A 25463-nucleotide genomic window follows, 5' to 3' on the forward strand; every position below is an offset into this window, starting at 1 on the left:
TCCACAGTGGAAGTTGGAGCGTCCGTGCCCGGAGAGAACCTCACCCGAATCGAAGCCCAGGAACGCGCGAACGTCGTCGACGTGCAGTCGTACGACGTCGAGCTCGACCTCACCCGCGGCGCCGAGACCTTCGGCAGCACCACGCGCGTGCGGTTCACCGCGACCGCCGGGGCCTCGACCTTCATCGACGCGATCACGAAGACCGTGCACTCCGTCACCCTGAACGGCACCGCGCTCGACGTCGCCGCGGTGAACGACGGCGTCCGCATCCAGCTCGACGGGCTGCAGGAGCAGAACGAGCTCGTCGTCGTCGCCGACGCGCTGTACACGAACACGGGCGAGGGCCTGCACCGCTTCGTGGACCCCGTCGACGACGAGGTGTACCTGTACTCCCAGTTCGAGGTCCCGGACTCGCGACGCATGTTCGCCGTGTTCGAGCAGCCCGACCTCAAGGCCGAGTTCTCCTTCACCGTCACGGCACCCGCCCGCTGGCAGGTCGTGTCGAACTCCCCCACGCCCGAGCCGCACGTCGACGGCGACGTCGCGACGTGGTCGTTCGCCCCGACCGCGACGATCTCGAGCTACATCACCGCGCTGGTCGCCGGCCCGTACGAGGTCGTGCGGGACGAGCTGACGAGCCGTGACGGCCGGACGATCCCCCTCGGCGTGTTCGCGCGGAAGTCGCTCGCCGAGTACCTCGACCCCGAGTACGTGTTCGACATCACGAAGAAGGGCTTCGCCTACTACGAGGAGAAGTTCGACGTCCCGTACCCGTTCGAGAAGTACGACCAGCTCTTCGTGCCGGAGTTCAACGCCGGCGCCATGGAGAACGCGGGCGCGGTGACCTTCACCGAGACCTACGTGTTCCGCTCCAAGGTCACCGACGCCATCAAGGAGCGCCGGGTCGTCACGATCCTGCACGAGCTCGCGCACATGTGGTTCGGCGACCTCGTCACGATGAAGTGGTGGAACGACCTCTGGCTCAACGAGTCCTTCGCCGAGTGGGCCTCCACCATCGCGACGGCCGAGGCCACCGAGTGGACCGAGGCGTGGACCACGTTCCAGGCGATGGAGAAGTCGTGGGCGTACCGGCAGGACCAGCTGCCCTCGACGCACCCGATCGTCGCGACGATCAACGACCTCGAGGACGTCCAGGTCAACTTCGACGGCATCACCTACGCGAAGGGCGGCTCGGTCCTCAAGCAGCTCGTCGCGTGGGTCGGCATCGACGCCTTCTTCGCCGGGGTCTCGGCGTACTTCAAGAAGCACCACCACGGGAACACCGAGCTGCGTGACCTGCTCGTCGAGCTCGAGGCCACGAGCGGCCGCGACCTCTCGGACTGGTCGGCGCTGTGGCTCGAGACCGCGGGCGTGAACACGCTCCGCCCGGAGTTCGACGTCGACGCGGACGGCACCATCACGTCGTTCGCGGTCCTGCAGGAGGCTCCTTCCGAGTACCCGACGCTCCGCCCGCACCGTCTGGCGATCGGCGTCTACGCGGCGGCCGAGGGCGGCAAGCTCGAGCGCACCCACCGCGTCGAGATCGACGTCGACGGCGCTCGCACGGAGGTCCCGGAGCTCGTCGGCGTCCACCGCGGCGACCTCGTGCTGCTCAACGACGACGACCTCGCCTACGCGAAGATCCGCCTCGACGAGCAGTCCCGCCAGACCGCGATCGCGCACCTCGCCGACATCGCGAACCCGCTCGCGCGCTCGATCGTCTGGGGTGCCATCTGGGACGCCACGCGCGACGCCGAGGCCCCCGCGAGCGACTACGTGCGCCTCGTCCTCGGCAACATCGCGAGCGAGACCGAGTCGACGACGATCCGCACGACGCTGTCGCAGCTGCTGCTCACCGCCCGCAACTACGTCGCACCGGCGAAGTCCGAGGCGACGATCCGGCAGGTCGGCGACACGCTGTGGACCCTCGCGACCGAGGCCGAGGCCGGCTCGGACGCACAGTTCCAGTTCGTGAAGTTCTTCGCGCAGATCCCGTCGACTCCCGAGCACGTCGCGACCCTCCGTGGGCTGCGGGACGGTTCGGTCGCGCTCGACGGGCTCGAGGTCGACACCGACCTCCGCTGGGAGCTGCTGGAGGGCCTCGTGCTCGCCGGTGCTGCCGACGGGTCGGACGTCGACACCGAGCTCGCGGCGGACAAGACCGCGTCCGGCGAGCAGGCCGCTGCCCGCGCCCGCGCGTCGATCCCGACGGCGGAGGGCAAGCTCGCCGCGTTCTCGTCGCTCGTCGACTCGGACGCGCTGCCGAACGCGATCGTCCGCCAGACCACGGTCGGGTACCAGCACGTCAACAGCCCGGTCGTGCTCGAGGGCCTCGTGCCGAAGTACTTCGACGTCCTCACCCGCATCTGGGCCGAGCGCAGCTACCACATGGCCGACACGATCGTCACCGGGCTCTACCCGGCGCCGCTCGCCTCGGTCGAGCTGCGGGACGCCGCTCGGGCCTGGCTCGACGCGAACCCGGAGACGCCGGCGCTGCGCCGCATCGTGACCGAGAACCTCGCGGGCACCGAGCGGGCGCTCCGAGTCCAGGCGGCGGACGCCTGAGCCGCCGGCACTGACCGCTGACGGGCGGGGTCTCGGTGTTCCTCACGGGACGCCAAGGCCCCGCCCTCTAGCATCGTTCGGATGATGTTGTTGGCTGCAGGGACCGACGAGACCTCGAAGTGGATCTCGAACAACTTCACCGAGTTCGTCACGGTGTGGCGCATCCCGATCGTCATCGTGGTGACGATCGTGGTCGCGATCATCGTCCGGCTGCTCCTCCGTCGGACGATCAAGGGCGTCGTGGACCGGGTCGTGCTCGGTGTGAAGAAGCGACAGGGAACGGACGACACCCAGGCCCTGATCGCCTCACCGGTGCAGGCCGCACGCGTCGTGCAGCGCACCCGCACGCTCGGGAGCGTGCTCGAGAACCTCGCGACCGTGGTCGTGGTGATCATCGCGCTCGCGGTCATCATCCCCCAGGTACTCCCGAACGCCGCCGTCGGCATCGTCGGTGGCGCCTCACTCGTGGCCGCCGGCCTGGCGGTCGGCGCGCAGAGCATCGTGAAGGACCTGCTGTCCGGCGTCTTCATGATCCTCGAGGACCAGGCGGGCGTCGGCGACGTCGTCGACACCGGGCAGGCCACCGGCGTCGTCGAGAACGTCGGACTCCGCGTGATGCAGATCCGCGACGTGAACGGCATCCTCTGGTTCGTGCCGAACGGCCAGATCCTCCGCGTCGGCAACCTCTCGCAGGGGTGGTCGCGCGTCCTCGTGGACATCACCGTCCCGTACGACACCGACATCGACGCCGTGCAGGATGCCCTCCTCAAGGCAGCGGTGACGATGTCGCAGGAGCCCCGCTGGCGGCAGCGCATCGTCGAGAAGCCGGAGATCTGGGGCCTGCAGTCGATCACCGACGCCGGCATGGTGTTCCGCCTGGTCGTCAAGACCCGCGCGTCCGAGCTCGACGCCGTCGGCCGCGAGCTCCGGATCCGGCTGAAGCGCTCGGTCGACGAGCTCGGGGTGACCCTGCCCGCGATGGCGATGATCATGCCCGCCGGCTGGGAGAACGCGACCTCGATCAACGGCCTCCGCACCGTCCGGACCCAGCCGACCCCCGCCCCGACGAAGTCACGGAAGCCGAAGCGCAACCTGCTCGGTCAGGCCATCCGCACCGACGACGACACGACCGACCAGAAGTGAGCCGCACCGCATGACCGACGACGTCGCCCCGACCAGCACGCCCCGCCCCGGTGGCGTACCCGCACAGCCGATCACCCTCCGCGTCGGTGAGCACGGCGTCTCGGCGACCGGCTCGCTGTACGACCGCATCGGCGGTGCGCCGACCTTCGACCGGCTCGTCCGGCGGTTCTACGAGGGTGTGCAGCAGGACGACGTCATCTGGCCGATGTACCCGGCCGACGACCTCGAGGGCGCGATCTGGCGGCTGTCGGCCTTCCTGCAGCAGTACTGGGGCGGTCCGGGCACCTACAGCGAGGAGCGCGGTCACCCGCGCCTCCGCATGCGGCACAACCCCTTCCGCATCACGCCGGAGGCCCGCGAGCGCTGGCTCCACCACATGCACGAGGCGGTCGAGTCGCTGGGGCTCGCGCCCCTCGACGAGGCCGAGCTCTGGGGCTACCTCGACCGCGCCGCGCACGCGATGACGAACACGTTCGACTGACGTCCGTCGGACGGTCATCAGACACCGGACGGGAGGCGCGGGGCGGCGACGACCCGCGCCTCCCGTCCGGTGGGTGGCCGGGACGACGCCGGGGGCGACGTCAGCGCACGTACGACCCGTCGGCCATGTCCTCGACGAGCGAGGGGCGAGTCGGGTTCCACCCGAACGCGGCGCGCGCGTGCGCGCCGGACGCCTCCTGGTGGAGCAGCAGCGCGTCCGCGAAGGCGTCACCGAGGCGGCTGCGGGACTCGTCGACCCTCTCCGCGACCACCGGCGACCCGTGCGCTCCGGCCTCCGCGATCTCGCGCAGCGTCGGGTTGTCCCCGGTCGCGGCGACGACGTAGCCGTCCTGCTCGGCACGGTGGAGCGCCAGCACGTACAGCTCGCCGAGGTCGTCGATGTGCACCGTCGTCCACCGCTGCGAGCCGTCGCCGACGAGTCGGACCTCGTGCTCGCCGTCGCCGACGAACATCGCCGGGATGCCGGCACCGCGGCCGTAGACGATGCCGGGGGCGACGATGGTCGTGTGCGCCGAGCTCGACCGGACGGCGGCCTCGTTCGCGACGCGCCAGGCGGTCAGCGAGGGCGGGTCGATCGGCGACTGCTCGGAGATATCCGTCGAGTTGCCGAAGGTGAAGATCCCGCCGGTGTGCACGAACGGCTTCGGGGTGCCCTCGAACGCGCGGAGGACCGTGGCGGTGAACCCGGGGTCGACGTCCTCGGCCGAGGCGGTGTGCACGACGCCGCCGCTCTCGTGCGCGAGTCGCTCGACGACGTCCGTGTCCGTGACGTCCCCGACGATCGCGTGGCCGCCGGCGTCACGGACCCGCTGGGCCTTCTCGTCGGAGCGGACGATCGCGGTGACCTCGTGCCCGTGGGCGATGAGGGCACGGAGGACGGAGGAACCGATGTAGCCGGAGGCGCCGGTGAGGAAGACGTGCATGCGTCCAGCCAACCACGCCGTTCCCGGTGCGCGCTGGCGGTCGCGCTGGTCGTCGTGCTCGTGGTCACGCTGGTCGCCGCCGGCGCGGACGCGCGGTCCGTCAGGAGCTGAGGGACCAGGCCCGGCGCTTCACGAGCACGTGTCCTCGGGACGTCGTGAGGCGGCTCCACGGGCCGGTCTCGAACACCCGGACGGGGTCGTGCCCGAGGAACCCGAGGCTCTCCCCCGCGAACCCGGCGCCCGCCGGCAGGTGCTCGATCATCGGGATCGGTCGGCCCCAGACCTCGGAGCGGACCCGGCGGACGATGGCGTCCCCGGCGTTCGACGGGACGGCCTCGGCGACCTCGGCGATGCCGGCCTTCGCGGCGCGCTTGAGGAGCTCCGACGAGACGTCGGGCAGCGGGACCCACCCACCGCGCGGCGGGGAGATCGCTGCCCAGGTGACCGTGTTGACCTCGAGCGGCAGTTCGACCTCGATGGGGGTCGCTCGGGTCGGGTCGGCACCCTCGGCGTGCTCGGCGTCCTGCGCCTCGGCCAGCAGCCGGAGGCGCTCCTGCAGCGAGGCGAGCGGCACGACCGCGTCGATCGTGGTGGGTTCGGCGAGCGAGAACGTGCGGAGCCCGAGGACGGTCGGCAGTTCGTCGAGCAGCCCCAGCGGGTAGAGGATCGCCGTGTAGACCGCCAGGACGCCGGAGTCGGCGATGAGTCGGACCGAGCCGTCCTCGACCCGGGCGGCGCGTCCGAGGTAGGTGCGGAGGTCACCGAGCGAGGCGACGTCGGGGAGGGTGAAGGTGGTGCCCATGTCCTCTGGATCCTACCGGGGCGCCCGCTTCGTAGGATGTGCCCGTGAGCGAACCGGACTTCCTGCGGACCCTGCGGCTCGACGACACCGGCGCGAGCACGGGTGAGACGATCCTGACCGGGGCCAGCCACTGGTCACCGAACGGCCGCGTCTTCGGTGGGCAGGTGCTCGCGCAGTGCATCGTCGCGGCACAGGCGACCATCGATGACCGCGACATCCACTCGATGCACGGGTACTTCCTCCGACCCGGTGACACCGAGCTCCCGATCACGTTCGGCGTCGAACGGATCCACGACGGCCGGTCGTTCGCGACCCGGCGGGTGCAGGCGTACCAGCGGGGCGTACCCATCTTCTCGATGATCGCCTCGTTCCAGCGGCCCGACGACGGCGTCGAGCACCAGGACCCGTTCCCGGTCGACACCCCGGCTCCGGAGGACCTGCCGTCGGCGGCCTCGATCCTGAGCGCGATCGACCACCCGGTCGCCCGAGCCTGGGCCGAGCGCTCGATCGACCTCCGGCACGTCGAGGGTCCGGTGTTCGTCGACGTGGAGGGCGAGCGTCTCCCCCACCAGGCCGTGTGGTTCCGGGTGGACGGCGACCTGCCGGAGGACCCGGCACTGCACCGCGCAGTCCTCGGGTACGCGAGCGACCTCTCGATCCTCGAGCCCGTGATGCGTCGCCACGGGGTGGCCTGGGGCACGCCCGGAGTGAAGAGCGCGAGCCTCGACCACGCGATGTGGTGGCACCGGGACGGCCGCGCCGACGACTGGATCCTCTACACGCAGGAGTCCCCGAGCGCGCAGGGCGGTCGGGGACTCGCGTTCGGCCGGATGTTCTCGCGCGACGGTCGGCTGCTGGCGAGCGTCGCGCAGGAGGGGATGATGCGCGTCCCGCGCTGACACTGGACGACAGGCCGGTCCGGGCCGGACGGGGCCGGGCAGGGCCGGACCGGGCCGGTGTCGGTCGCCGGTGCGGGTCAGGGGCGGGAGAACCGCACCGGGTCCTGGATGTACGGTTCGCAGGCCGCACGCTCGGCCTCGGTCAGGCGCCGCGGCCGGTTCGTCTCGGCGTCGACCATCACGAGGGCCGTCGTCGCACGGGTGTAGAGCTCGGCGGGCTCGTGACCGACCGGGGTCCACACCTCGTACGACACGTCGATGCTCGCGCCACCGATCCGGCCGATCCACATCCGGATGTCGAGCGGCTGGCGGAAGTACGGGATCGACGCGAGGTACTCGAGCCGCTGCGCCGCGATCACGGTCATCGTGCCCGAACCCGGTCGGCCGTCGATGATCGGCTCGGGGATCGAGCCGTCCGCACCGACCTCGTCCGGGTCGGCACCCCAGAACCCCACGATGCGCGCCTCCTCGAGGAGACGCAGCATCGCGGAGTTGTTGACGTGCCCGTACGCGTCGATGTCGCTCCACCGCATGCGGATCGGAGCGTGCAACACCGCCACGGGTCAGTCGCGGGTGAGCTTGCGGTACGTCGCGCGACCGGGCTTCGCGGCGTCGGCGCCGAGGCGCTCGATCTTGTTCTCCTCGTACGCCTCGAAGTTGCCCTCGAACCAGTACCAGTTCGGTGTGCCGTCCTCGTTCAGGCCCTCCCACGCGAGGATGTGCGTGGCGATGCGGTCGAGGAACCACCGGTCGTGGGTGATCACCACGGCGCAGCCCGGGTACTCGAGCAGCGCGTTCTCGAGGCTGCCGAGCGTCTCGACGTCGAGGTCGTTCGTCGGCTCGTCGAGGAGGAGGAGGTTGCCGCCCTGCTTGAGCGTCAGCGCCAGGTTGAGACGGTTCCGCTCACCACCGGAGAGGACACCGGCCTTCTTCTGCTGGTCCGGGCCCTTGAAGCCGAACTGCGACACGTAGGCGCGCGACGGGATCTCGGTCTTGCCGACCTGGATGTAGTCGAGCCCGTCGGACACGACCTCCCACAGGTTCTTGTTCGGGTCGATGCCGCCGCGGCTCTGGTCGACGTAGGAGATGTCGACCGTCTCACCGATCTTCAGCGTGCCGCCGTCGAGCGGCTCGAGGCCGACGATCGTCTTGAACAGCGTGGTCTTGCCGACGCCGTTCGGGCCGATGACGCCCACGATGCCGTTGCGGGGCAGCGTGAAGGAGAGGTCGTCGATGATGACGCGCTCACCGAACTGCTTGTGCAGCTTCTCGGCGTCGATCACCTGCGAGCCGAGGCGCGGCCCGACCGGGATCACGATCTCCTCGAAGTCGAGCTTCCGCGTGCGCTCGGCCTCGGCGACCATCTCCTCGTAGCGGGCGAGACGAGCCTTCGACTTCGCCTGACGGCCCTTCTGGTTGCTCCGCACCCAGTCGAGCTCCGAGGACAGTCGCTTCGCGAGCTTGGCGTCCTTCTTGCCCTGGACCTCGAGGCGGGCGCGCTTCTTCTCGAGGTACGTCGAGTAGTTGCCCTCGTACGGGTACAGGCGTCCGCGGTCGACCTCGGCGATCCACTGTGCGACGTGGTCGAGGAAGTACCGGTCGTGGGTGACCGCGAGGACGGCACCGTGGTACTGCTGCAGGTGCTGCTCGAGCCACAGCACGGACTCGGCGTCGAGGTGGTTGGTGGGCTCGTCGAGGAGCAGCAGGTCGGGCTTCTGCAGGAGGAGCTTGCAGAGGGCGACGCGACGCTTCTCACCGCCGGACAGGTGGGTGACCATCTCGTCCCCCGGGGGGCACTGGAGCGCGGCCATGGCCTGCTCGAGCTGCGAGTCGAGGTCCCACGCGTCGGCGGCGTCGATCTCCTCCTGCAGCGTGCCCATCTCCGCGAGGAGCGCGTCGAAGTCCGCGTCGGGCTCTGCCATGAGGGCGGAGATCTCGTTGAAGCGGACGACCTTGCCGTGGATCTCACCGACGCCCTGCTGGACGTTCTCGAGGACGGTCTTGTCCTCGTCCAGCTCGGGCTCCTGCATGAGGATGCCGACGGTGAAACCGGGGGTCAGCTTCGCCTCGCCGTTGGACGGCTGGTCGAGACCCGCCATGATCTTCAGGATCGTCGACTTGCCCGCACCGTTCGGCCCGACGACGCCGATCTTCGCGCCGGGGAGGAACGACATCGTGACGTCGTCGAGGATCAGCTTGTCGCCGACCGACTTGCGGGCGCGGACCATCTGGTAGATGTACTCAGCCATATCGCGGTCAAGTGTAGTGACCCGAGCGACGGACCGCGCGGCGGGCGGTGCCAGGACGGGGTGACCGGGTCCGCCGGAACACGCACGGACCCGTTCGGGGGCTGACAGGCCGCGGTCGGCCGACGTACGGTACCTGCATCACTCGCCGGCGGGACCCGAAACCACCAGCACGGCTTCGATCAGGACCAGGACCAGGACCTCATGGCGAACAACCGACTCCGACGCCTCATGCTGCCCCTCATCGGCGCGCTCGCGCTGGGCATCGCGGTGTCCACCCCAGCAGCCCCCGCGTCGGCCATCACGACCCCGTCGGGCACGCCCTACGTGACCTACACGGCGAACATCAGCGCCAAGGGGTCCGGCACGGGCTACTCCTCCTACATCAACATCCACGACGCGCACAACAACGCGATCTCGTTCGGCATCCAGTCCGACTCCGGTTCACCCCAGAGCAAGGGCAAGCCCCGCTACATCTGGGAGCGCGTGCAGAACGGCAAGTTCACGTACGGCTACCTCAACGCGGCGTCGAACAACCTCACCCCGGTGGGCCTCCGCTGGTGGACGAACGACACCGTCGCGCTGAGTGTCAACCACCGAACGGTCGCCACCGTGAAGGTCAACCTCGAGCCGCGGCTGTTCTTCAACGCCGAGGCGAACGCCCGCCTGAACGGCGACGTCGTCCACTCGACGGTGCAGAACGTCAGCATCGCCGTCGGCAACGTCTCGGGACGCAAGGGTCTGAACGGCACCTGGAACACGGGCTTCTCCTTCCACGGACTCAAGGCGAAGCAGACGAACTCCGCCAAGCAGCAAGGAGCGAGCTTCGCGATCGACGGCCGGGTCTCGGGCCTCGGGTCGGGTCGCAACTGGGACACGGACCAGGTCTCGGGCATCGCGATGATCGCCCAGTACTGGAACGGCCGCTGAACCGCTGAACACCCGTCCGGAGTGCCGGCCACCTACGAGTGACCGGCACTCCGGTACGCGGGATGTCGGACGGGTTCAGGCCGCAGCCCCGCCGACGTACGGGTCCTCCGGCTCGTGCCCGTCGACGTCCTCCGCATCGGGCCCGACCGGCCGGAGCGCGTGGGCCGGACCAGCGGTGGCGAAGCCCATGCCTGGTGCAGGCTCGCCGAGTATCGCCGCCGCGTGTCGATCCGCCTCGGCCGGGTCCGGGAGCCGCTCGACGTCGGGCTCGTCGCCCGCGCGGGTACCAGACTGGTCGTCCGGACCGACGCCCGGGTCGTCGTCGGGCAGGGCCGGGTCGTGCTGGCCGTGGACCTCGCCCGTCTGGGGGTCCACCCGCGAGCTGTCCACGGGCGAGACCGCGACCTCGTTCGCCTGGCGCGGGACACGGATCCAGTTGCTGATGCCCCACGCGAGGTCGTGCCCGATGCCCTCGGCGTCGACCTCGACCGAGGTGCCGCCGCGACCGTCCCGCTCCCACGTGCGGATGCGCACCCGGCCGGTCACCACGATGCGGTCGCCCTTCTTCAGGGACTTGTGGACGTTCGCCGCGAGCGACCGGAAGGCCGTGACGGTGAACCAGTTGGTCGCGCCGTTCGTCCAGACGCCGGTGGCGCGGTCGAACCGGCGCGACGGTGAGGCCAGACGGAGGCTCGTGATGGCGACGCCGGTGTCGGTGACCAGGTGCCGGGGTTCGGTGGCGACGATGCCGCAGATCGTGATCGTGTCGTTCATGGTCCGATCGTCGCGAGGCCCGGGCCGCGTCAGCGGCCCGGGCCTCGATCTGTGAGTCGTGAAGCACTCAGAGCGACCTGTGCAGGAACGGCGAACCGTGCCCCCAGGCCGGGTCAGCGTGTGGACCACGGCGCCGCGGTGCCGGTGGTCCGCACCCTCAGTGCGCGCGGAACTCCGGACGGTCCGCGAGCGGACCCATCGCCGAGTGGACCGCGCTCTTGGCGGAGTCCAGCGACGGGAACACCGATCCGGTACCGCGTCGCCCGAACAGCTCCACGTGGAAGCCGTCCGGCTCGCGGTGGATGCTGCCGACCGCGCCGGCCGGGCCCACCGCCACCCAGGTGCCTGCGTCACTCGTCGTCGAGTCACCCGTCGTGCTGTTCGTCATCGTGTTGTTCGTCATCGATCGACCACCTCCTCGTGGCCCCGACGCCCGTGGCTAGGACGCCAGGATGTACTGACTGTAGGCCTTGCGGACCTTGTTCACCTTCGGCAGCGCCACCGCGAGGCAGTAGCCCTGACCGGGGTTCTTCGCGAAGAAGTCCTGGTGGTACTCCTCCGCCCGGTGGAACGTCGTGAGCGGCTCGATGGTCGTCACGACACCGCCGTCCCAGACATCCGAGGCGCGTTCGACCGCGCGCTCGAACAGCGCACGCTGTCCGTCGTCCGCGGGGAACATCGCCGAGCGGTACTGCGTGCCGACATCGGCCCCCTGGCGGTTCAGCTGGCGCGGGTCGTGCAGCGTGAAGAAGACGTCGAGCACCACGTCGGCCGGCAGCACCGACTCGTCGAAGGTGACCGCGACGGCCTCGGCGTGACCGGTCGTGCCCGTGCAGACGGCTTCGTAGGTCGGGCCGTCGGTCGTCCCTCCGACGTACCCGGACACGACGTCCTGCACGCCCTGGAGCGTGCGGTACACCGCATCGAGGCACCAGAAGCATCCACCAGCGAGCACGAAGGTCGTCATGCCGCCCACGCTACCGCGCACGACGTCCGGGCCCACTGGGAGTCGGGAGACGCTCCTGCACAGCGAGCGGCCGGAGACGCAGGTCCACAGTTCCGGGCGCTCGCCCCGGCGTGTCGGTGGTCGCCCGTAGCGTCGTCCCCACGAACCACGGAGACATCGAACGCACCACAGGAGGACACCGTGCCGATCACGACCGTGCCGACCACGACCGAGCACACCTCTACCGAACCGGCCTTCCGGCTCCGCACGTCCTCCGTCGCCCGCAGTCGGGGCGACCTCCGCATCCTCGACGTGCGGGACGACCTCAGCCGCGTGACCCGGGCCAACGGCGAGATCGTCGGCTACGTGGACCGCGTGGACGTCGCCGGCGGGACCGCCTACCGCGCACGGCGCTACGTCGCCACCGAGCGGCGCTTCGTCGAGTTCCCCGACGTGTGGTCCGCCGACGACGCCGTGGACTGCCTGCGGTGGGGATGATGCGCTCCACGCGGCGCCCGTCCGGCGGAAGTGCGGATCGCCGGGTGGCCTCCACGACGTCACGCCGCACGGTCGGTACGGTTCGCGCATGAACTGGTGGAACGACCTGATGGACTGGACCGCGTCGGACGCGGGATGGCGGGTGCTGTCGGGCGCCATCATCCCCTTCGTCGCCATCGTGGTGGCCGGTGTCGTCGCCGCGCTCATCGGCCGCGGCGCGACCAAGCGGGTCGTCGCCCTGCAGGAGCGCGAGGCGAAGAACGCCGCCGTCGCGGCCATCATCTCCGCGGCACGGAAGGCTGCGACGTGGGGGTCGCTCGGGCACGACGAGCGCGCCTACGCCGACCACCTGGCCGAGGACGCCGACGTCCGGCTGCGGCTCCTGCCCGTGAGCGGTTCACCGATGGCCGCGAACTGGGCACAACACGAGATCGCCGACATCAAGAAGAACTCGTCGACCTTCTCGTTCCAGGCGGAACAGTCCCTCGCGGAGTTCCGCGACCGTCTCCTCGAGTGGCAGGCCCGGCCGAACCGGGCGCGCAAGCTCTTCAAGAGCGACCTCGAGCGGTGGAAGTTCGAGTCCCCGGACCCGGACGCTGAACTCGTGAAGCGGCAGCAGGACTGGAACGCCGACCAGGCTTCGGCTCGACAGTCCGACGCGCAGACGCCGTCCACGACGTCGCTGCGGCCCGCTCCCCGGTCGGGAGCCGGCGCTGCCCCGGCCCCGTCGGCTGCCGGCGCGTCGGGTGCCACGGCAGCGACCACGCCGCTCGGCGACGGCCTGACCCGCCCCTACGGTGACGGACTGGCCCGGCCCGACGGCGACGGCTCGTCCGCACAGGCACCGATCCGGCCGGCGCTCGGCTCCCCGGCCTCCCGCTCGGCCTCCGCAGCGGCCGCTTCCGCACCGGCGACGTCCGCACCTGCGCCCGGCGCGTCGGCCGGTCCCGCACGGGCGGTGTCCGCCCACCCGGTCGCCCAGCGCCGTACCGACGACGACGAGACCGACGTCGTGGACGACGCCGCACGACCCGGCACGCAGGACCGCGAGGTGCCTCCGCCCGTGGCTCGACCGACCGCTGCCGATGCACACGTCAACCGTCCCGCTGCCACGGTCTCGGCGCCGAGTACGAAGTCGGTCCCCACGCGGGTCGACGGCGCTGCCGCCGAGCCGGCCGACGCACACGAGACCGACGAAGCGCCCTACACGCAACCGATCAGCGCGAACGAGATCCGCCGCCGCGCGTCCGACGACGACGAGTGACCCGCGCGGGCACCAGACCCGCACCCGCACCGGCCCCGGCGCCGGACCCGCACGGACACCAGACGCGCACCGCCACCGGACCCGCACGGACACCAGACGCGCACCGCCACCGGACCCGCACCGCCACCAGACGCGAGAAGGCCGCCACCCCGAGGGGTGGCGGCCTTCGCCGTCGGTGCCCCCGGCAGGAATCGAACCCGCGACACGGAGGGTAGAAACCACCTGCTCTATCCACTGAGCTACGGAGGCGGACGGCGACGATTCTAGACCGCGGGTCGTGCCAGGCGCTCGACGAACACGTCGACCTCCCGCTGCGAGCGGAGGTGCACGATGCGCAGGTGCGGCGCGGACCGTTCGAGCGGCGGCACCCGCTCCCGGAACTTGTTGCGGGTCGAGATCCCCCAGCGCAGGATGTGCTCGCGGTCGGTGAAGAACGTCCACAGCGACGGCTCGACGTTCCCGTTCCAGAGCTCGAGGCGGCGCAGGCGTCGCCGGAGGGTCCGTCGCAGCAGCCGCCAGAGCGCCACTCGGGTCGGCAGGTCCACCCACACGAGCGTGTCGGCGCGCTCCACGAGCAGTTCACGCACCGGGGCGTACATCCACTCCGTCACCCAGGCCGGCTCGCTCGTGAAGCGATCGACGTCGTCGACGAAGGTCGCCCGTGGTTCCCAGTCCGGCCCGTGGAACAGCGCGTCGATCTCGGTGTGCGGCACGCCGAGCACGTCCGCGATCCGACGGGCGGTGGTCGTCTTCCCGACACCGGACACCCCGGCGACGAGGATCCGGCGCGGCCGGGGGTCGAGGGCGTCGTCGGCAGTGAGCACCGCACGACCCTAGCCCCGACGGCAGGTGGCGACCAGCCACGGCGCCGGCAGCCATCGACCACGACCCGGGGCAGCCGCGGCTTCCTGTGCGCTTCCACTGGTGGCCCCCTCGTGTTCGCCTCCGCGACACCGGCCCTCCGTAGCGTCCGGCGCATGAGCTCCATCGGCCGCGTCCTCGCCGTCGTGCCCGCGCGCGCCGGCTCGAAGGGCGTCCCCGGCAAGAACCTCCGTCAGGTGGGCGGGCGGAGCCTCGTGGCGCGGGCGGTCGACGCCGCGCTGGCGACGCCCTCGATCGACACGGTCGTGGTCTCCACCGACGGACCCGACATCGCCGACGAGGCCCGAGCCGCGGGCGCCCGGGTGCTGCACCGACCGGCGGACCTCGCCGGGGACACGGCTTCGAGCGAATCGGCGCTGCTGCACGTGCTGGACGTCCTCGAGCAGATCCACGACGAGGTACCCGAGGTCCTCGTGTTCCTGCAGGCGACCTCGCCGTTCACCGACCCCGCCGACCTCGACGCGGCGGTGCACCGCGTGCGCAGCGGCGCCGCGGACGTCGTGTTCGCCGCGGCGCCGTCGCACGCCTTCCTCTGGCGCGTGGACGCCGACGGGCGGGCCCGCGCCGTGAACCACGACGCTGCGGTGCGCCCGCATCGGCAGGACCGCGCTGCGGAGTTCCGCGAGACCGGGTCCTTCTACGTCCTCCGCGTCGACGGGTTCCGGGAGCACGGGCACCGGTTCTTCGGCCGGACCGAACTCGCCGTCGTGGACGCCGCCACCGCCGTGGACGTCGACGACGAGACCGACCTCACCGTGGCCCAGGCACTCGCCACCGCGCTCGTCCCCGTACCGAACGGAGCACCATGACCGTCACCATCGGCTCGTCCACGATCGGCGCCGGCCACCCGGCCTACCTGATCGGGGAGATCGGCCTGAACCACAACGGCGACGTCGACATCGCGAAGCGCCTCGTCGACGTCGCGGCCGACGCCGGACTCCAGGCCGTGAAGTTCCAGAAGCGCACGCCGGAGATCTCCACGCCGGAGCACATGAAGAACACCCCGCGCAGCACGCCGTGGGGCGACATGACGTACCTCGAGTACCGCTACCGGGTCGAGTTCGACCGCGAGCAGTACATCGAGATCGGCGACCACGCCACGCTCCGCGGGCTCGACTGGTTCGCCTCTCCCTGGGACGTGCCCTCCGTGCACTTCCTCGAGGACCTCGGCGTCGTCGCGTACAAGATCGCCTCGGCGTCCGTGACCGACCTCGAGCTGCTCGAGGCCGTCGCCGCGACGGGGAAGCCCGTGATCCTGTCGACCGGCATGTCCACGCTGGAGCAGATCGACCGCGCGGTCGCGACGCTCGGGACCGCGCGGCTCGTCCTCATGCACGCGACGTCGACGTACCCGCTCCCGGCGGAGGAGGCGAACCTCCGCATGATCGACACCCTCGCGAACCGGTACGCGGGCGTCCCCGTCGGGTACTCCGGCCACGAGCCCGGACTGCAGATCTCGATCGCCGCGGTCGCCCTGGGTGCCACCGCGGTGGAGCGGCACATCACGCTCGACCGCACCATGTGGGGCTCCGACCACGCGGCCTCGCTCGAGCCGCACGGGCTCGCGACGCTGGCCCGTGACGTGCGGATCATCGAGACCGCGCTCGGCGACGGCATCAAGCGGGTGTTCCCGGGCGAGGAGGCCCCGCTCGCCAAGCTCCGTCGGGTGGTCGCGTGACGGACGTCGCGGACTCCTCGACGGTCGCCCTGGAGGCACGACCCGCCTCCGCCGTGCCGACCCGCCGCCGCCGCGTGGTCGGCCTGGTCGACACCGACTCCTTCGCGAAGTGGGGCGCCCACCTGCTGGCCACCGCCCCGGCACACTGGGACCTCGAACTCCTGACGGTGCGGACCCCACGGACCGCGAGCAGGGCACAGCTCCGCTCGGCCTTCCGGGGCCTCGACGCGCGTCTGGCGCACCTCGCCTCGCTGCCGCCGGAGCCGACCGACCTCGACGTGGTCGTGCGCCGTCTCCGCGAGGATCCGCCGGACGCCGTGCTCGTCGCGCTCATCGGCCCGGTCGCGGAGCTCGTGGTCGACCAGGTGCACCGGCACGTCCGCGACCGACCGGTCCTCGTGACCGGACTCCCGGGCATCTCCTACCCGGCGAAGTGGAAGGGCGTGTTCCTCCGGGCGCGCGCCGACCTGTTCGTCCTGCACAGCCACCGCGAGGTCCGTGCCTACGAGGACCTCGCCCGCACCGGCGGCCTCGAACCCGCGTTCGCACTCGCGACGCTGCCGTTCGCCCGGCCGGCGCACACCCGCGGCACCCGGTCGGGCGGAGCGACACCAGTGCGTGACTCGGTCGTGTTCGCGGCGCAACCGAGCGTGCCGAGCGACCGGGCCGAGCGGCAGCGGATCGTGCACTGGCTCACTGCGACGGCGATCGCCCACCCCGAGTGGCGGGTCGTCGTCAAGATCCGGGCGACGACGGGCGAACAGCAGACCCACCGCGAGGAGCACCCCTACGCGGAGCTCGTCCCCGCGGACGCCCCGGCGAACCTCGTGGTCGAATCGGGACCGATGGCCGAGCACCTCGCCCGTGCGGTGGCCCTCGTCACGGTGAGTTCGACGGCCGTCCTCGAGGCCGTGGCCGCCGGCGTCCCAGCACTGACGCTGACGGACTTCGGTGTCGGCCCGCAGCTCATCAACGAGGTCTTCGAGGGCAGCGGCCTGCCGGGGGACGCCTCCGACCTCATCGCCGGGCGGTTCCGGACGGTCCGGCCCGAGTGGCTCCGGGACAACCACTTCCACCCGCCGTCGGACGACGACTGGGCGGTGCGCGCCGATGACCTCATGCTGCAGCGGGACGACGGCAGACTGGTCGACCGACCGGCCGCGCGGCGCAGCCGGGGCGGGGCACTGCGCCGGGCCTGGGAGCGCAAGAACGCGCTCGGCCGCGACGACCGATCGTTCCTCGGCAGCGTCGCACTCGTCGTGGGGACGCCCGTGCGCCGGACGAAACAGGTCGTGCGGAAGGTGATCCGTGCCTCCAGGCCGGGTTCACCCGTCGGCGGGCGGGAGGGCCTTCGCGACCGCGACCAGCAGCTGGTCGCGCGTCGGTACGCCCGGTGAGCGGAACACCTCGGCGCCGTCGTCGCCACGCACGATGATCGTGGGCGTCGACCGGATGCCGAGGCGTTCCGCGTGGTCGGGATGCGCCGCGACGTCCCGTTCGGACACGGTCAGGTCCGGCACGAGCGCCGCCGCCTCGGCTGCAACGCGCCGGGCCGCGGCACAGGGCGGGCAGAAGGCGGAGGTCCAGAGGTCGAGTCGCACGGCGGGGACAACGCGGCGCGGCGTCGGTCTACTCCCGGTCGAACTCGCCGGAACGGTCGCCACGGTCCTGGAGGTCGTCGACCGGGTCGGAGTCGGACGGGTCGTAGGTGTACTCGCCGGAGGTCTGGTCGAGCACCTGGCGCGACTTGGTGAGGCGGTAGGCGAAGGCCGTCTGGAGGCCCTCGACGTCGGCGTAGACGGTGATCTCGTCGTCCAGCGCACCACCCGTGGCGGTGCGGGTGTCGGTCGTGCCGTCGAAGGGGCCGCCGTGGAAGATCGCGGTGTACTCGTCACCCTCGGAGATCGTGATGTCACTCATGCATCCCTTGTACCAGGGCACACCTGTTGACTGATCCATAGCCGGGCTATATAGTTTTGCTATGGAAACATCCCGCGAGCAGACGGTCGAGACGCTCCTCGTCTCCGTGAACCGCCTGATCCGCACCGCGGTCCGGTCCACCGGCAACACGACCTCCCCCGCGGTCTGGCGCACGCTCGGCATCCTCGAGACCGACCAGCCGCTCCGCCTCGGCGAGCTCGCCGAGGCATCCCGGGTCGCACAGCCCACGATGACGCGCCTCGTCGCCGGCATGCTCGACGACGGCCTGGTCTCACGCACCGTGGACCCCGACGACTCGCGGGGCCAGCTCATCACGATCACGGACGCCGGGCGCGACCGCCTCGTCGCATGGCGCGCCACCCTCACACGGACGGTCGGGCCGCTCTTCGCCGACCTCACCGACGACGAGTGGGATGCACTGCACGAAGCAGCCGCCATCATCGCCGCCCGCAGCGCCACCACCACACGAACGGAGATCACCGCGTGAACGCCCACGCACCCGCCGCCTCCGGCAGCATCCTCAAGCAGTCCTCCGCGGTCTGGGCCATCGCCTTCGCCTGTGTCGTCGCCTTCATGGGCATCGGGCTCGTCGACCCGATCCTCCCCGCGATCGCGTCGTCCCTGCAGGCCACGGCCGCACAGACCGAGCTGCTCTTCACCAGCTACCTCGCCGTCACGGGCGTCGCGATGTTCTTCACCAGCTGGGTGTCGAGCCGGATCGGTCCGAAGAACACCCTACTCATCGGCCTCGCACTGATCGTGGCGTTCTCGGTGCTCGCCGCCACGTCGAACAGCGTGTCGAGCATCATCGACTTCCGCGCCGGCTGGGGCCTCGGCAACGCGCTCTTCATCTCGACCGCGCTCGCGACCATCGTCGGGGCGGCGTCCGGCGGCACCGCGTCCGCGATCATCCTGTACGAGGCGGCACTCGGCCTCGGCATCGCGATCGGACCGCTCGTCGGCGGTCTGCTCGGCAACGTGAGCTGGCGTGGGCCGTTCTTCGGCGTGACCACGCTCATGGCGATCGCGTTCATCGCCATCGTCACGCTGCTGAAGACGTCCGGCATCGAGAAGCCGACGCCGACGAAGCTCTCCGCACCGTTCCGCGCACTCGGCCGCCCGGCGCTCGCGGCCCTCGCCGTCACCGCGCTGTTCTACAACATCGGCTTCTTCGTGCTGCTCGCCTACACGCCCTTCCCGCTCGGCTTCGGCGCGATCGGCATCGGGTTCACGTTCTTCGGATGGGGCGTCGGGCTGGCGATCACCTCGGTCTGGGTCGCGCCGATGCTCACCGCACGGCTCCGCCGCACGACGGTGCTCAAGATCGCGCTGCCGCTGCTCGCGCTCGACCTGTTCGCCGCGGCCGTGGTCGTGTCGTCGCAGGTCGGCCTGATCATCTGCGTCATCATCGGCGGCCTCGTGCTCGGCGTGCTCAACACCGTCCTGACCGAGTGCGTCATGGAGGCGACGGACCTCCCCCGCTCGGTGGCCTCCAGCGCGTACTCCGCGGTGCGGTTCATCGGTGGCGCGATCGCGCCGCCCGTGGCGACCCTGCTGGCGGACGCCATCGCGCCGAGCGCCGCGTACGTGTTCGCCGGGGCATCGGTCGCGATCGCGTTCGTGGTCGTCGCCACCACCACGCGGGTGCTGCGCCGGGTCGACGACGGTCCGGAGCCGGTCCGCGTCGAGGCCGAGGCGGTCACCGCGGGCGAGATGGCCTGACACACCACCCACTCCACCCGGACGGCCCCGCCACCACCCGTGGAGGGGCCGTCCGCGCACGGGAATAGGATCGACGACATGGCAACTGCGAACGACCGCCTCGTCTGGATCGACTGCGAGATGACGGGTCTCGACCTCGCGGTCGACGAACTCGTCGAGGTGGCCGTCGTCATCACCGACTTCGACCTCGTGCCGGTGCACCCCGGCTTCGACATCGTGATCAAGCCGGACCAGTCCGCGCTCGACAACATGAACGAGTTCGTCACGAACATGCACACGACCTCGGGGCTCATCGACGAGATCCCGGACGGTGTGAGCCTCGCCGACGCCGAGTACCAGGTGCTCGAGTACATCCTCGCCCACGTGCCGGGTGAGGGCACCGCTCCCCTGGCGGGCAACACCATCGGCACCGATCGGGCGTTCCTCGCCAAGTACATGCCGCGGGTCGACAACCACCTGCACTACCGGAGCGTCGACGTGTCGAGCATCAAGGAGCTGTGCCGACGGTGGTTCCCGCGCGTGTACTTCAACGCCCCGGAGAAGCACGGCGGCCACCGAGCCCTCGCCGACATCCTCGAGTCGATCCGCGAGCTCGAGTACTACCGCCGCGCCGGTTTCGTCGCCGACCCCGGCCCCTCGACCGACGACGTCCGGGCCGTCCAGGCCGAGGTCGTCGCGAAGTGGGAGCCGCGGCTCGCCCAGCCCACCGAGTGACGACACACGTGGTCGGAATCCGGCCGTGCATGTACTACTATTGAGTGGTCGCGCCGGTCACCCGGCCCGGACATGGTGGATATAGCTCAGTTGGTAGAGCGCCTGGTTGTGGTCTAGGAGGTCGCGGGTTCGAGACCCGTTATTCACCCCACGATGAAGAGCCCCGGTCGTTCGGCCGGGGCTCTTCGCATGCCGTACGGCGGCTCACGGACGCGGTGTGACACGATCGACTCGTGATGGAGATGTCCCCCGACGACTTCGAGCAGCTCGTCTCCGATGAGCTCGACCGGCTGCCGGACGACATGCTCGACGGGCTCGACAACGTCGCCTTCGTCGTCGAGGACGCCCCCGAGGACGGCTCCGACCTGTTCGGCGTGTACGACGGCGTCGCCGCGACCGAGCGCGGGCAGTACGGGTTCGGCGAGCTCCCGGACCGGATCGTGGTGTTCCGCACGGCGCACCTCGCGGAGTGCGACACCGAGGACGAACTGCGCGACGAGGTGCACACGACCCTCGTGCACGAGATCGGGCACTACTACGGCATCGACGACGAGCGCCTGCACGAGCTCGGCTGGGCCTGACTCGAGACGCGACACCGCGCGCAGCGACGACGGTCCGAAATCGGGGCGAGCATCCGCGGATCAGGTCCGGATGACCACGTCGGCCAAGGACGCCGGGTCCTCGGCCGCGATGAACGCCTGCTCCTGGGCAGCCCACCGGTCCCACTCGCGGGCGAAGACCTCGCCGTCGCGGCCGATCGCCCGGCGCCACCGTTCGTCGTCGTCCGCCTCCAGCCACACGCGCAGGGTCGCCAGCGGCGCCGACGCTCGTGACAGGGCGCCGCACCCCTCGACGACGACCGGCAGGCCCGGATCGACCGCCGTCCAACCGGCGGGTGCCGAGGCGTCCCAGTCCCATCGGCGGTGTCCCGACGCCGGACCGAGCACGTCGGTGACGACGGCGTCCGCGGCGGCACGGAGGCCGTCCCACCCCGGGTAGACGTCGTCGAGGTGCACGAGCTGGGCGTCGAGTTCCTCGGCGAGCGCCTCCCCGAGCGTGGTCTTGCCCGTCCCCGACCGTCCGTCGAGCAGCACGACGACGCGAGCAGAGGCCGGCGCCGCAGCCTGCGTCCGCGCCCGCGCCCGCGCCCGCGCTGCGAGGTTCGCGGCCAGCGCACCGACCGAGACGAACCCACCGGCGCCACCGACCCCACCAGCACGTCCGCCCCGCGCGACCCCGTCGCCCCGCGCAGCCCCGTCGCCCCGCGCAGCCCCGTCGCCCCGCGCAGCCCCGTCGTCCCGCGGCGCCTCGTCACCGGGGGCGACCGCAGCCGCCGTGGCGGCCCGATCACCGACGCGGGTCGACGCTGCCCGAGCGACCCGCGCCTCCAGGCCGTCGCCGTCAGGCACGCCACGTCCCCGCCGCGATCGCGACCGCGGTGGCGACCACGCCGATCCCGACGAGCACCGCGGCCATCGCCCACTCCGGGCCGGCGAAGCGGGCCGGACGCGCCCACGTGCGGCGTCCGGGCGCCCCGAACCCCCGGGACTCCATGGCGACCGCGAGGGTGGTCCCCCGCCGGAGCGCGAGCACGAGCAGCGCGAACGCCATCGACGCCGCTCGGCGGATGCGTCCGGTGTCGGCGAGGCCCCGCGCCCGGCGGGCCATGGCGAGCTGCCGCCAGTCGTCGCCGAGCAGCGTGATCATCCGCACGGCCGCGAGTGCTCCGAGCACGAACCGCGCGGGCAGCCGGAGCACCTGGGCGAGGCCGTCCGCGAGGTCGGTGGGGTCGGCCCGGATGAACAGCACGACGCCGGGCAGTCCGATCGCGAGCACCCGGAGCGCGGTCGCGAGCGCGAGCGTCAGGGAGCCGTCGGTCACGTGCGCGAAGCCGAGGTCGAACCACTCACGTCCGGAGGGTCGGCCGTACAGCGCGATGCTGAGCGCCGTGAGTGGGACCGCGAGGAGCACGGGCGACGTCCGGAGCAGCAGCGTGCGCGGTGGGATGCGGAGGAGCGGCAGCAGCGCGAGCTCGAGGGCGAGGGCGACGGCCGCGGACACGACGTCGAGGCTCAGGACGAGGAACACCCCGAGGCCGAGGACCCCCAGGAGCGAGGCGACGGGCTGGACGCCGCGGATCCCGCGGGCGGCGGGTGGCGGCAGGGGCCGGCCGGGAGGCACGGGTCGCGTCCGGCGTGCGGGCGCGGTCGACGGGGCGGTCACCGCGGCACCCCCGGTGCCGTCGCGGCCGTCGCGTCGTCGGACCGCGCGGCCGAGACCCTGGTCACGCCGTCGGCGGCGAGCACCACCTCGTCGGCGTCGAGCGCCCGGACGAGGTCGCGGTCGTGCGTCACCGCGACGATCGCGGTACCCGCGTCGGCGAGCGCACCGAGGTGCTGCACGACGGACTCCCACGTGGCGCGGTCCTGACCGGACGTCGGCTCGTCGAGGACGACGACCGGCGGACTGCTCGCGACGACCGCGGCGATCGCGAGCCGCCGTTGCTCGCCGCCGGACAGGGTGAACGGGTTCGCGTCCGCGAGGTGGGCGAGGCCGAACTCGTCGAGCAGCTCGGCGACCCGTTCGTCGACGCCGTCCTGGTCGAGGGCTCGTGGGCCGGCGGCGAGTTCCTCGCGGACGGTCCGTGCGACGAACTGGTGCTCGGGGTCCTGGAACACCGTGCCGATCCGCGCCGCGAGGGCCCGGCTCGACCACGCGTGCGGGGCGGTGCCGGCGCCGGCGTCCCCGGCGAGCTCGGGTGCGGCCGTCAGCGTGCCGTCCGTGGGACGGAGGAGTCCGGCGAGCGTCAGGCCGAGCGTCGACTTGCCGATGCCGTTCGGCCCCGTGACGGCGACGACGTTCCCGGACCGCACCGCGAGGTCGATGCCCCTCCCGACGGGCTGTCGCCGGCCGCGCGCCGTCCCGAGGCGTGCGGCGCGGAGGAGTTCCGTCGGGGTTCCGGGACGGTCGTGCCGGACGCTCCCCCGGCCGGGCTCCGCACCGGGCACCCACACCCCGGCAGCGGTCAGCGCGGCTCCGTGCGTCGCGAGCACCGTGTCGGGAGCCCCGTCCGCGACCACCCCACCGCCCGGTTCGAGCAGCACGAGCCGGTCGACGAGGTCGAGCCAGGTGCCGATCCGGTGCTCGACGACCAGGAGGGTCGCCCCGGTGGCGTCGAGCAGGGAACGGACGGCGGCGTGGACCTGCTCGACGCCGGACGGGTCGAGGTTGGCGCAGGGTTCGTCGAGCACGAGGGCGCCGGGTTGCATGGCGAGCACCCCGGCCAGAGCGAGTCGCTGCCGCTGCCCGCCGGAGAGCTGCGCGGTGCTGCGGTCGAGCGGCAGGTCGAGGCCGACGACCTCCAAGGCGTCCCGGACACGTTCCCAGGTCTCCGCGCGCGGCACGCCGGCGTTCTCGCAGCCGAACGCCACGTCGTCGCCGATGCGCGACATGACCGTGTGCGCCTCGGGGTCCTGCATGACGAGGCCGACCCGGCCGCGGGCGTCGCGCGGGTCGGTGCCGTCGACGAGCAGCGTGCCCTCCACCTCGGCGGCGGCGTCGTCGGTCGCATCGGGCTCGTCCGGGAGCACGGCGGCCACGGCTCGGAGGAGCGTGGACTTCCCGGCGCCGGACGGTCCGACGACCGCCACCCGTTCGCCGGGCTCGACGACGAGGTCGACGCCGCGGACCGCCCACTCGGCGCGTTCCGGGTACCGCCAGCCCCAGCCCGCGAACGCGATCCGGGTGCCGCTGGTCACCGGTCGGCGCGCCGGTTGTGCTCGCGTCCGGCGGCGAAGGACGACAGCACACCGGTGCGGGCGAGTGCCCGGACCAGGAACCACGAGCCGACCCCGGCGATCACCGCGCCGGAGATGACCGCGCAAACGATGTAGACGACCTTGAACCCGAGCGCGTAGCCGGGGTACCAGAGGATCGAGTCGTTGATGCCGAGCGCGAGGCCGGCGGCGGCCCCGGCGAGCGCGACGACCGGCAGGCGGTACACGCGGTACAGGAACAGTGCCAGGACCAGTTCGGCGCCGAGGCCCTGCACGAGTCCGGCCTCGAGCGTGCCCCAGCCCCACTGGGTACCGAAGAGGGCCTCGACGGACGCGGCGACGATCTCGCCGTAGAGCGCGGCGCCGGGCTTCCGGACGACGATGGCGACGACGGGCCCGGCGAGCAGCCAGACACCGCCGAACAGCGCCTGGGTGCCCGGGAGCAGGAGCTTCATCGCCGCGCTGAGGGGCTCGTAGGGGAACTCCCAGACCCTGAAGACGACGCCGAGCGCGACGGCGAGGACGCTCGCCACGACGATGTCGACGACCCGCCAGCGCAGCGAGCGCCTGGGGGCCGGGACCGTCTGGCCGGTGGACGGAACGGTTGACTGGATGCGCGAAGGCATGGTGGTGACTCCTCCCTGCGCCGGCATGATCCGGATCAGGTTCGACGGTCGGAGCGCCGTTCGCTCCCTCTCAGCCCGGTGACCGGACTCCCGTGTGTGTGCCAGCAGTGTACTGCGCGCTGCGCTCGCGTTGCGCGTGGTGCGCATGAGACGGCCTGGAGGCACGTGGCGGGCTCGCCACGTGCCTCCAGGCCGTCGTCCGCTACTTCTTGAGGACCCGCACCAGCTTGCGGAGGACCGTGCCGGTCACCCAGATCACCGGGATGCTCACCGCGAGCAGCGAGATGAGGTTCGGCTCGAACTCGAGGTCCTTGCCGGGGCGCCGGACGTAGGCGCCGACCGGGATCGAGGTGCCGCCACCGCCACCGCCGCCGCCGTTCTCGTCGTCCCCGCCGCCGCCGAAGCCGAACCAGGCGATGGAGACCGGGATGAGCGTCTGGTCGCCGACCTCGACGGGCTCCCCGTAGTTCGTGCTGACCCCGGCGGGGCGCACCTTGTCTGCGATCTGCGTCACGATGTTGGCCATGCGCGCGAGGCTACTCGGCGCTCCCTCCACAGGCGGGCGAGCACGGGGTGTTCATCCACCGCTGGGGCTTGTCTGCGGACGTGGAGGGGTGGCGCCGATATGTTGGC

The 25463-nt window shown here is 71.6% G+C and carries 28 protein-coding genes, 2 tRNA genes and 1 riboswitch; of the genes, 15 read left to right on the forward strand and 15 right to left on the reverse strand.

Annotated features, from left to right (window positions below; genetic code table 11):
• The first annotated feature begins 24 nt into the window (after window positions 1-24).
• The 3 genes from pepN (at window position 25) to QPJ90_RS17535 (ending at window position 4189) form a co-directional block, all read left to right on the forward strand.
• Window positions 25-2565, forward strand: a complete 2541-nt coding sequence (gene pepN / locus QPJ90_RS17525) for an aminopeptidase N (RefSeq protein ID WP_290132402.1) — start codon at window positions 25-27, stop codon at window positions 2563-2565.
• An 81-nt stretch (window positions 2566-2646) separates the two neighbouring features.
• Window positions 2647-3708: a mechanosensitive ion channel domain-containing protein gene (locus QPJ90_RS17530; RefSeq protein WP_290132403.1), complete on the forward strand. Its 1062-nt coding sequence runs from the start codon at window positions 2647-2649 to the stop codon at window positions 3706-3708.
• A 10-nt stretch (window positions 3709-3718) separates the two neighbouring features.
• Window positions 3719-4189 carry a globin gene (locus QPJ90_RS17535; RefSeq protein WP_290132404.1) on the forward strand — a complete coding sequence of 157 codons (471 nt, stop codon included), beginning with the start codon at window positions 3719-3721 and terminating at the stop codon, window positions 4187-4189.
• 100 nt (window positions 4190-4289) lie between these two features.
• Here the strand turns inward: QPJ90_RS17535 and QPJ90_RS17540 are convergent, their stop codons facing one another.
• Both QPJ90_RS17540 and QPJ90_RS17545 read right to left on the reverse strand, forming a co-directional pair.
• A complete protein-coding gene (locus QPJ90_RS17540; protein ID WP_290132405.1) occupies window positions 4290-5132 on the reverse strand; it encodes an NAD-dependent epimerase/dehydratase family protein in 843 nt (280 codons plus the stop codon).
• Between the two features lie 100 nt (window positions 5133-5232).
• On the reverse strand, window positions 5233-5934 hold the full coding sequence (locus QPJ90_RS17545; protein ID WP_290132406.1) for a hypothetical protein: 702 nt from the start codon (window positions 5932-5934) through the stop codon (window positions 5233-5235).
• A gap of 44 nt (window positions 5935-5978) precedes the next feature.
• Here QPJ90_RS17545 and QPJ90_RS17550 point away from each other — a divergent pair, with 44 nt between their 5' ends.
• Window positions 5979-6833: an acyl-CoA thioesterase II gene (locus QPJ90_RS17550; protein ID WP_290132407.1), complete on the forward strand. Its 855-nt coding sequence runs from the start codon at window positions 5979-5981 to the stop codon at window positions 6831-6833.
• 77 nt (window positions 6834-6910) lie between these two features.
• On the opposite strand, the gene QPJ90_RS17555 is transcribed toward QPJ90_RS17550, so the two are convergent.
• Together QPJ90_RS17555 and ettA are read right to left on the reverse strand one after the other, a co-directional pair.
• Entirely contained in the window at window positions 6911-7366 is a 456-nt protein-coding gene (locus QPJ90_RS17555) for a thioesterase family protein (RefSeq protein WP_290132408.1), read from the reverse strand.
• 30 nt (window positions 7367-7396) lie between these two features.
• Window positions 7397-9082 carry an energy-dependent translational throttle protein EttA gene (gene ettA / locus QPJ90_RS17560; protein WP_290132409.1) on the reverse strand — a complete coding sequence of 562 codons (1686 nt, stop codon included), beginning with the start codon at window positions 9080-9082 and terminating at the stop codon, window positions 7397-7399.
• 201 nt (window positions 9083-9283) lie between these two features.
• Between ettA and QPJ90_RS17565 the strand changes: the two genes are divergently transcribed.
• Entirely contained in the window at window positions 9284-10009 is a 726-nt protein-coding gene (locus QPJ90_RS17565) for a hypothetical protein (protein ID WP_290132410.1), read from the forward strand.
• A 75-nt stretch (window positions 10010-10084) separates the two neighbouring features.
• On the opposite strand, the gene QPJ90_RS17570 is transcribed toward QPJ90_RS17565, so the two are convergent.
• The 3 genes from QPJ90_RS17570 to msrA form a co-directional block, all read right to left on the reverse strand.
• Window positions 10085-10783, reverse strand: coding sequence for a single-stranded DNA-binding protein (locus QPJ90_RS17570; RefSeq protein ID WP_290132411.1), 699 nt, complete (start codon window positions 10781-10783; stop codon window positions 10085-10087).
• A 157-nt stretch (window positions 10784-10940) separates the two neighbouring features.
• Complete coding sequence (locus QPJ90_RS17575; RefSeq protein WP_290132412.1) at window positions 10941-11186, reverse strand: methyltransferase; 246 nt, start codon at window positions 11184-11186, stop codon at window positions 10941-10943.
• Between the two features lie 36 nt (window positions 11187-11222).
• Window positions 11223-11750: a peptide-methionine (S)-S-oxide reductase MsrA gene (msrA, locus tag QPJ90_RS17580; RefSeq protein WP_290132413.1), complete on the reverse strand. Its 528-nt coding sequence runs from the start codon at window positions 11748-11750 to the stop codon at window positions 11223-11225.
• A gap of 180 nt (window positions 11751-11930) precedes the next feature.
• Here msrA and QPJ90_RS17585 point away from each other — a divergent pair, with 180 nt between their 5' ends.
• On the forward strand, window positions 11931-12227 hold the full coding sequence (locus QPJ90_RS17585; protein WP_290132414.1) for a hypothetical protein: 297 nt from the start codon (window positions 11931-11933) through the stop codon (window positions 12225-12227).
• A gap of 88 nt (window positions 12228-12315) precedes the next feature.
• Complete coding sequence (locus tag QPJ90_RS17590) at window positions 12316-13491, forward strand: hypothetical protein (protein WP_290132415.1); 1176 nt, start codon at window positions 12316-12318, stop codon at window positions 13489-13491.
• Between the two features lie 176 nt (window positions 13492-13667).
• On the opposite strand, the gene QPJ90_RS17595 is transcribed toward QPJ90_RS17590, so the two are convergent.
• Window positions 13668-13740, reverse strand: a tRNA-Arg gene (locus QPJ90_RS17595).
• Between the two features lie 14 nt (window positions 13741-13754).
• Window positions 13755-14315 carry an AAA family ATPase gene (locus QPJ90_RS17600; protein ID WP_290132416.1) on the reverse strand — a complete coding sequence of 187 codons (561 nt, stop codon included), beginning with the start codon at window positions 14313-14315 and terminating at the stop codon, window positions 13755-13757.
• Between the two features lie 153 nt (window positions 14316-14468).
• Here QPJ90_RS17600 and QPJ90_RS17605 point away from each other — a divergent pair, with 153 nt between their 5' ends.
• Genes QPJ90_RS17605 through QPJ90_RS17615 form a run of 3 tightly spaced genes read left to right on the forward strand, consistent with a single transcriptional unit; the run spans window position 14469 to window position 17448 of the window.
• Complete coding sequence (locus tag QPJ90_RS17605) at window positions 14469-15182, forward strand: acylneuraminate cytidylyltransferase family protein (RefSeq protein WP_290132417.1); 714 nt, start codon at window positions 14469-14471, stop codon at window positions 15180-15182.
• Window positions 15179-16051 (forward strand): N-acetylneuraminate synthase family protein, encoded by an 873-nt coding sequence (locus QPJ90_RS17610; RefSeq protein ID WP_290132418.1) that lies wholly within the window; start codon window positions 15179-15181, stop codon window positions 16049-16051. The genes QPJ90_RS17605 and QPJ90_RS17610 overlap by 4 nt, the downstream gene beginning before the upstream one ends.
• Complete coding sequence (locus QPJ90_RS17615) at window positions 16048-17448, forward strand: DUF6716 putative glycosyltransferase (protein WP_290132419.1); 1401 nt, start codon at window positions 16048-16050, stop codon at window positions 17446-17448. The genes QPJ90_RS17610 and QPJ90_RS17615 overlap by 4 nt, the downstream gene beginning before the upstream one ends.
• Window positions 17449-17680: 232 nt before the next feature.
• Here the strand turns inward: QPJ90_RS17615 and QPJ90_RS17625 are convergent, their stop codons facing one another.
• Window positions 17681-17971 carry an oligoribonuclease gene (locus QPJ90_RS17625; RefSeq protein WP_290132420.1) on the reverse strand — a complete coding sequence of 97 codons (291 nt, stop codon included), beginning with the start codon at window positions 17969-17971 and terminating at the stop codon, window positions 17681-17683.
• A gap of 61 nt (window positions 17972-18032) precedes the next feature.
• On the opposite strand from QPJ90_RS17625, the gene QPJ90_RS17630 reads away from it, so the two are divergent.
• From QPJ90_RS17630 to QPJ90_RS17650, 5 genes are all read left to right on the forward strand, one after another.
• Window positions 18033-18479 (forward strand): MarR family transcriptional regulator, encoded by a 447-nt coding sequence (locus tag QPJ90_RS17630; protein WP_290132421.1) that lies wholly within the window; start codon window positions 18033-18035, stop codon window positions 18477-18479.
• The gene (locus tag QPJ90_RS17635) at window positions 18476-19714 is read left to right on the forward strand and encodes an MFS transporter (RefSeq protein ID WP_290132422.1); all 1239 of its coding nucleotides are present in this window, start codon (window positions 18476-18478) and stop codon (window positions 19712-19714) included. The genes QPJ90_RS17630 and QPJ90_RS17635 overlap by 4 nt, the downstream gene beginning before the upstream one ends.
• A gap of 78 nt (window positions 19715-19792) precedes the next feature.
• Window positions 19793-20428: an oligoribonuclease gene (gene orn, locus QPJ90_RS17640; protein WP_290132423.1), complete on the forward strand. Its 636-nt coding sequence runs from the start codon at window positions 19793-19795 to the stop codon at window positions 20426-20428.
• 75 nt (window positions 20429-20503) lie between these two features.
• Window positions 20504-20579 (forward strand) — tRNA-His (locus QPJ90_RS17645).
• Between the two features lie 85 nt (window positions 20580-20664).
• Complete coding sequence (locus QPJ90_RS17650; RefSeq protein ID WP_290132424.1) at window positions 20665-21009, forward strand: metallopeptidase family protein; 345 nt, start codon at window positions 20665-20667, stop codon at window positions 21007-21009.
• 60 nt (window positions 21010-21069) lie between these two features.
• Here the strand turns inward: QPJ90_RS17650 and QPJ90_RS17655 are convergent, their stop codons facing one another.
• From QPJ90_RS17655 to QPJ90_RS17675, 5 genes are all read right to left on the reverse strand, one after another.
• Window positions 21070-21837 carry a hypothetical protein gene (locus tag QPJ90_RS17655; RefSeq protein WP_290132425.1) on the reverse strand — a complete coding sequence of 256 codons (768 nt, stop codon included), beginning with the start codon at window positions 21835-21837 and terminating at the stop codon, window positions 21070-21072.
• Window positions 21830-22651, reverse strand: a complete 822-nt coding sequence (locus QPJ90_RS17660; protein WP_354670483.1) for an energy-coupling factor transporter transmembrane component T — start codon at window positions 22649-22651, stop codon at window positions 21830-21832. Before QPJ90_RS17660 ends, QPJ90_RS17655 begins: the two co-directional genes overlap by 8 nt.
• Window positions 22648-24186, reverse strand: a complete 1539-nt coding sequence (locus QPJ90_RS17665) for an ATP-binding cassette domain-containing protein (RefSeq protein WP_290132426.1) — start codon at window positions 24184-24186, stop codon at window positions 22648-22650. Before QPJ90_RS17665 ends, QPJ90_RS17660 begins: the two co-directional genes overlap by 4 nt.
• A complete protein-coding gene (locus QPJ90_RS17670) occupies window positions 24183-24830 on the reverse strand; it encodes an ECF transporter S component (protein ID WP_290132427.1) in 648 nt (215 codons plus the stop codon). The genes QPJ90_RS17665 and QPJ90_RS17670 overlap by 4 nt, the downstream gene beginning before the upstream one ends.
• Window positions 24825-24934, reverse strand: a riboswitch (TPP riboswitch). (Overlaps the previous gene by 6 nt.)
• A gap of 98 nt (window positions 24935-25032) precedes the next feature.
• Complete coding sequence (locus QPJ90_RS17675; protein WP_290132428.1) at window positions 25033-25356, reverse strand: hypothetical protein; 324 nt, start codon at window positions 25354-25356, stop codon at window positions 25033-25035.
• Window positions 25357-25463: the final 107 nt, after the last annotated feature.

Origin of the sequence: Curtobacterium sp. 458 (assembly GCF_030406605.1) — a bacterium.
Classification (GTDB): Bacteria; Actinomycetota; Actinomycetes; order Actinomycetales; family Microbacteriaceae; genus Curtobacterium.

Bases quoted from the DNA above. Each gene is read 5' to 3' on its own strand.
- QPJ90_RS17530 (WP_290132403.1), top strand. From the start codon at position 2,647: ATGATGTTGTTGGCTGCAGGGACCGACGAGACCTCGAAGTGGATCTCG.
- QPJ90_RS17535 (WP_290132404.1), top strand. From the start codon at position 3,719: ATGACCGACGACGTCGCCCCGACCAGCACGCCCCGCCCCGGTGGCGTA.
- QPJ90_RS17540 (WP_290132405.1), bottom strand. From the start codon at position 5,132: ATGCACGTCTTCCTCACCGGCGCCTCCGGCTACATCGGTTCCTCCGTC.
- QPJ90_RS17545 (WP_290132406.1), bottom strand. From the start codon at position 5,934: ATGGGCACCACCTTCACCCTCCCCGACGTCGCCTCGCTCGGTGACCTC.
- QPJ90_RS17555 (WP_290132408.1), bottom strand. From the start codon at position 7,366: ATGCGGTGGAGCGACATCGACGCGTACGGGCACGTCAACAACTCCGCG.
- ettA (WP_290132409.1), bottom strand. From the start codon at position 9,082: ATGGCTGAGTACATCTACCAGATGGTCCGCGCCCGCAAGTCGGTCGGC.
- QPJ90_RS17565 (WP_290132410.1), top strand. From the start codon at position 9,284: ATGGCGAACAACCGACTCCGACGCCTCATGCTGCCCCTCATCGGCGCG.
- QPJ90_RS17570 (WP_290132411.1), bottom strand. From the start codon at position 10,783: ATGAACGACACGATCACGATCTGCGGCATCGTCGCCACCGAACCCCGG.
- QPJ90_RS17575 (WP_290132412.1), bottom strand. From the start codon at position 11,186: ATGACGAACAACACGATGACGAACAGCACGACGGGTGACTCGACGACG.
- msrA (WP_290132413.1), bottom strand. From the start codon at position 11,750: ATGACGACCTTCGTGCTCGCTGGTGGATGCTTCTGGTGCCTCGATGCG.
- QPJ90_RS17590 (WP_290132415.1), top strand. From the start codon at position 12,316: ATGAACTGGTGGAACGACCTGATGGACTGGACCGCGTCGGACGCGGGA.
- QPJ90_RS17605 (WP_290132417.1), top strand. From the start codon at position 14,469: ATGAGCTCCATCGGCCGCGTCCTCGCCGTCGTGCCCGCGCGCGCCGGC.
- QPJ90_RS17610 (WP_290132418.1), top strand. From the start codon at position 15,179: ATGACCGTCACCATCGGCTCGTCCACGATCGGCGCCGGCCACCCGGCC.
- QPJ90_RS17625 (WP_290132420.1), bottom strand. From the start codon at position 17,971: ATGAGTGACATCACGATCTCCGAGGGTGACGAGTACACCGCGATCTTC.
- QPJ90_RS17630 (WP_290132421.1), top strand. From the start codon at position 18,033: ATGGAAACATCCCGCGAGCAGACGGTCGAGACGCTCCTCGTCTCCGTG.
- orn (WP_290132423.1), top strand. From the start codon at position 19,793: ATGGCAACTGCGAACGACCGCCTCGTCTGGATCGACTGCGAGATGACG.
- QPJ90_RS17650 (WP_290132424.1), top strand. From the start codon at position 20,665: ATGGAGATGTCCCCCGACGACTTCGAGCAGCTCGTCTCCGATGAGCTC.
- QPJ90_RS17670 (WP_290132427.1), bottom strand. From the start codon at position 24,830: ATGCCTTCGCGCATCCAGTCAACCGTTCCGTCCACCGGCCAGACGGTC.
- QPJ90_RS17675 (WP_290132428.1), bottom strand. From the start codon at position 25,356: ATGGCCAACATCGTGACGCAGATCGCAGACAAGGTGCGCCCCGCCGGG.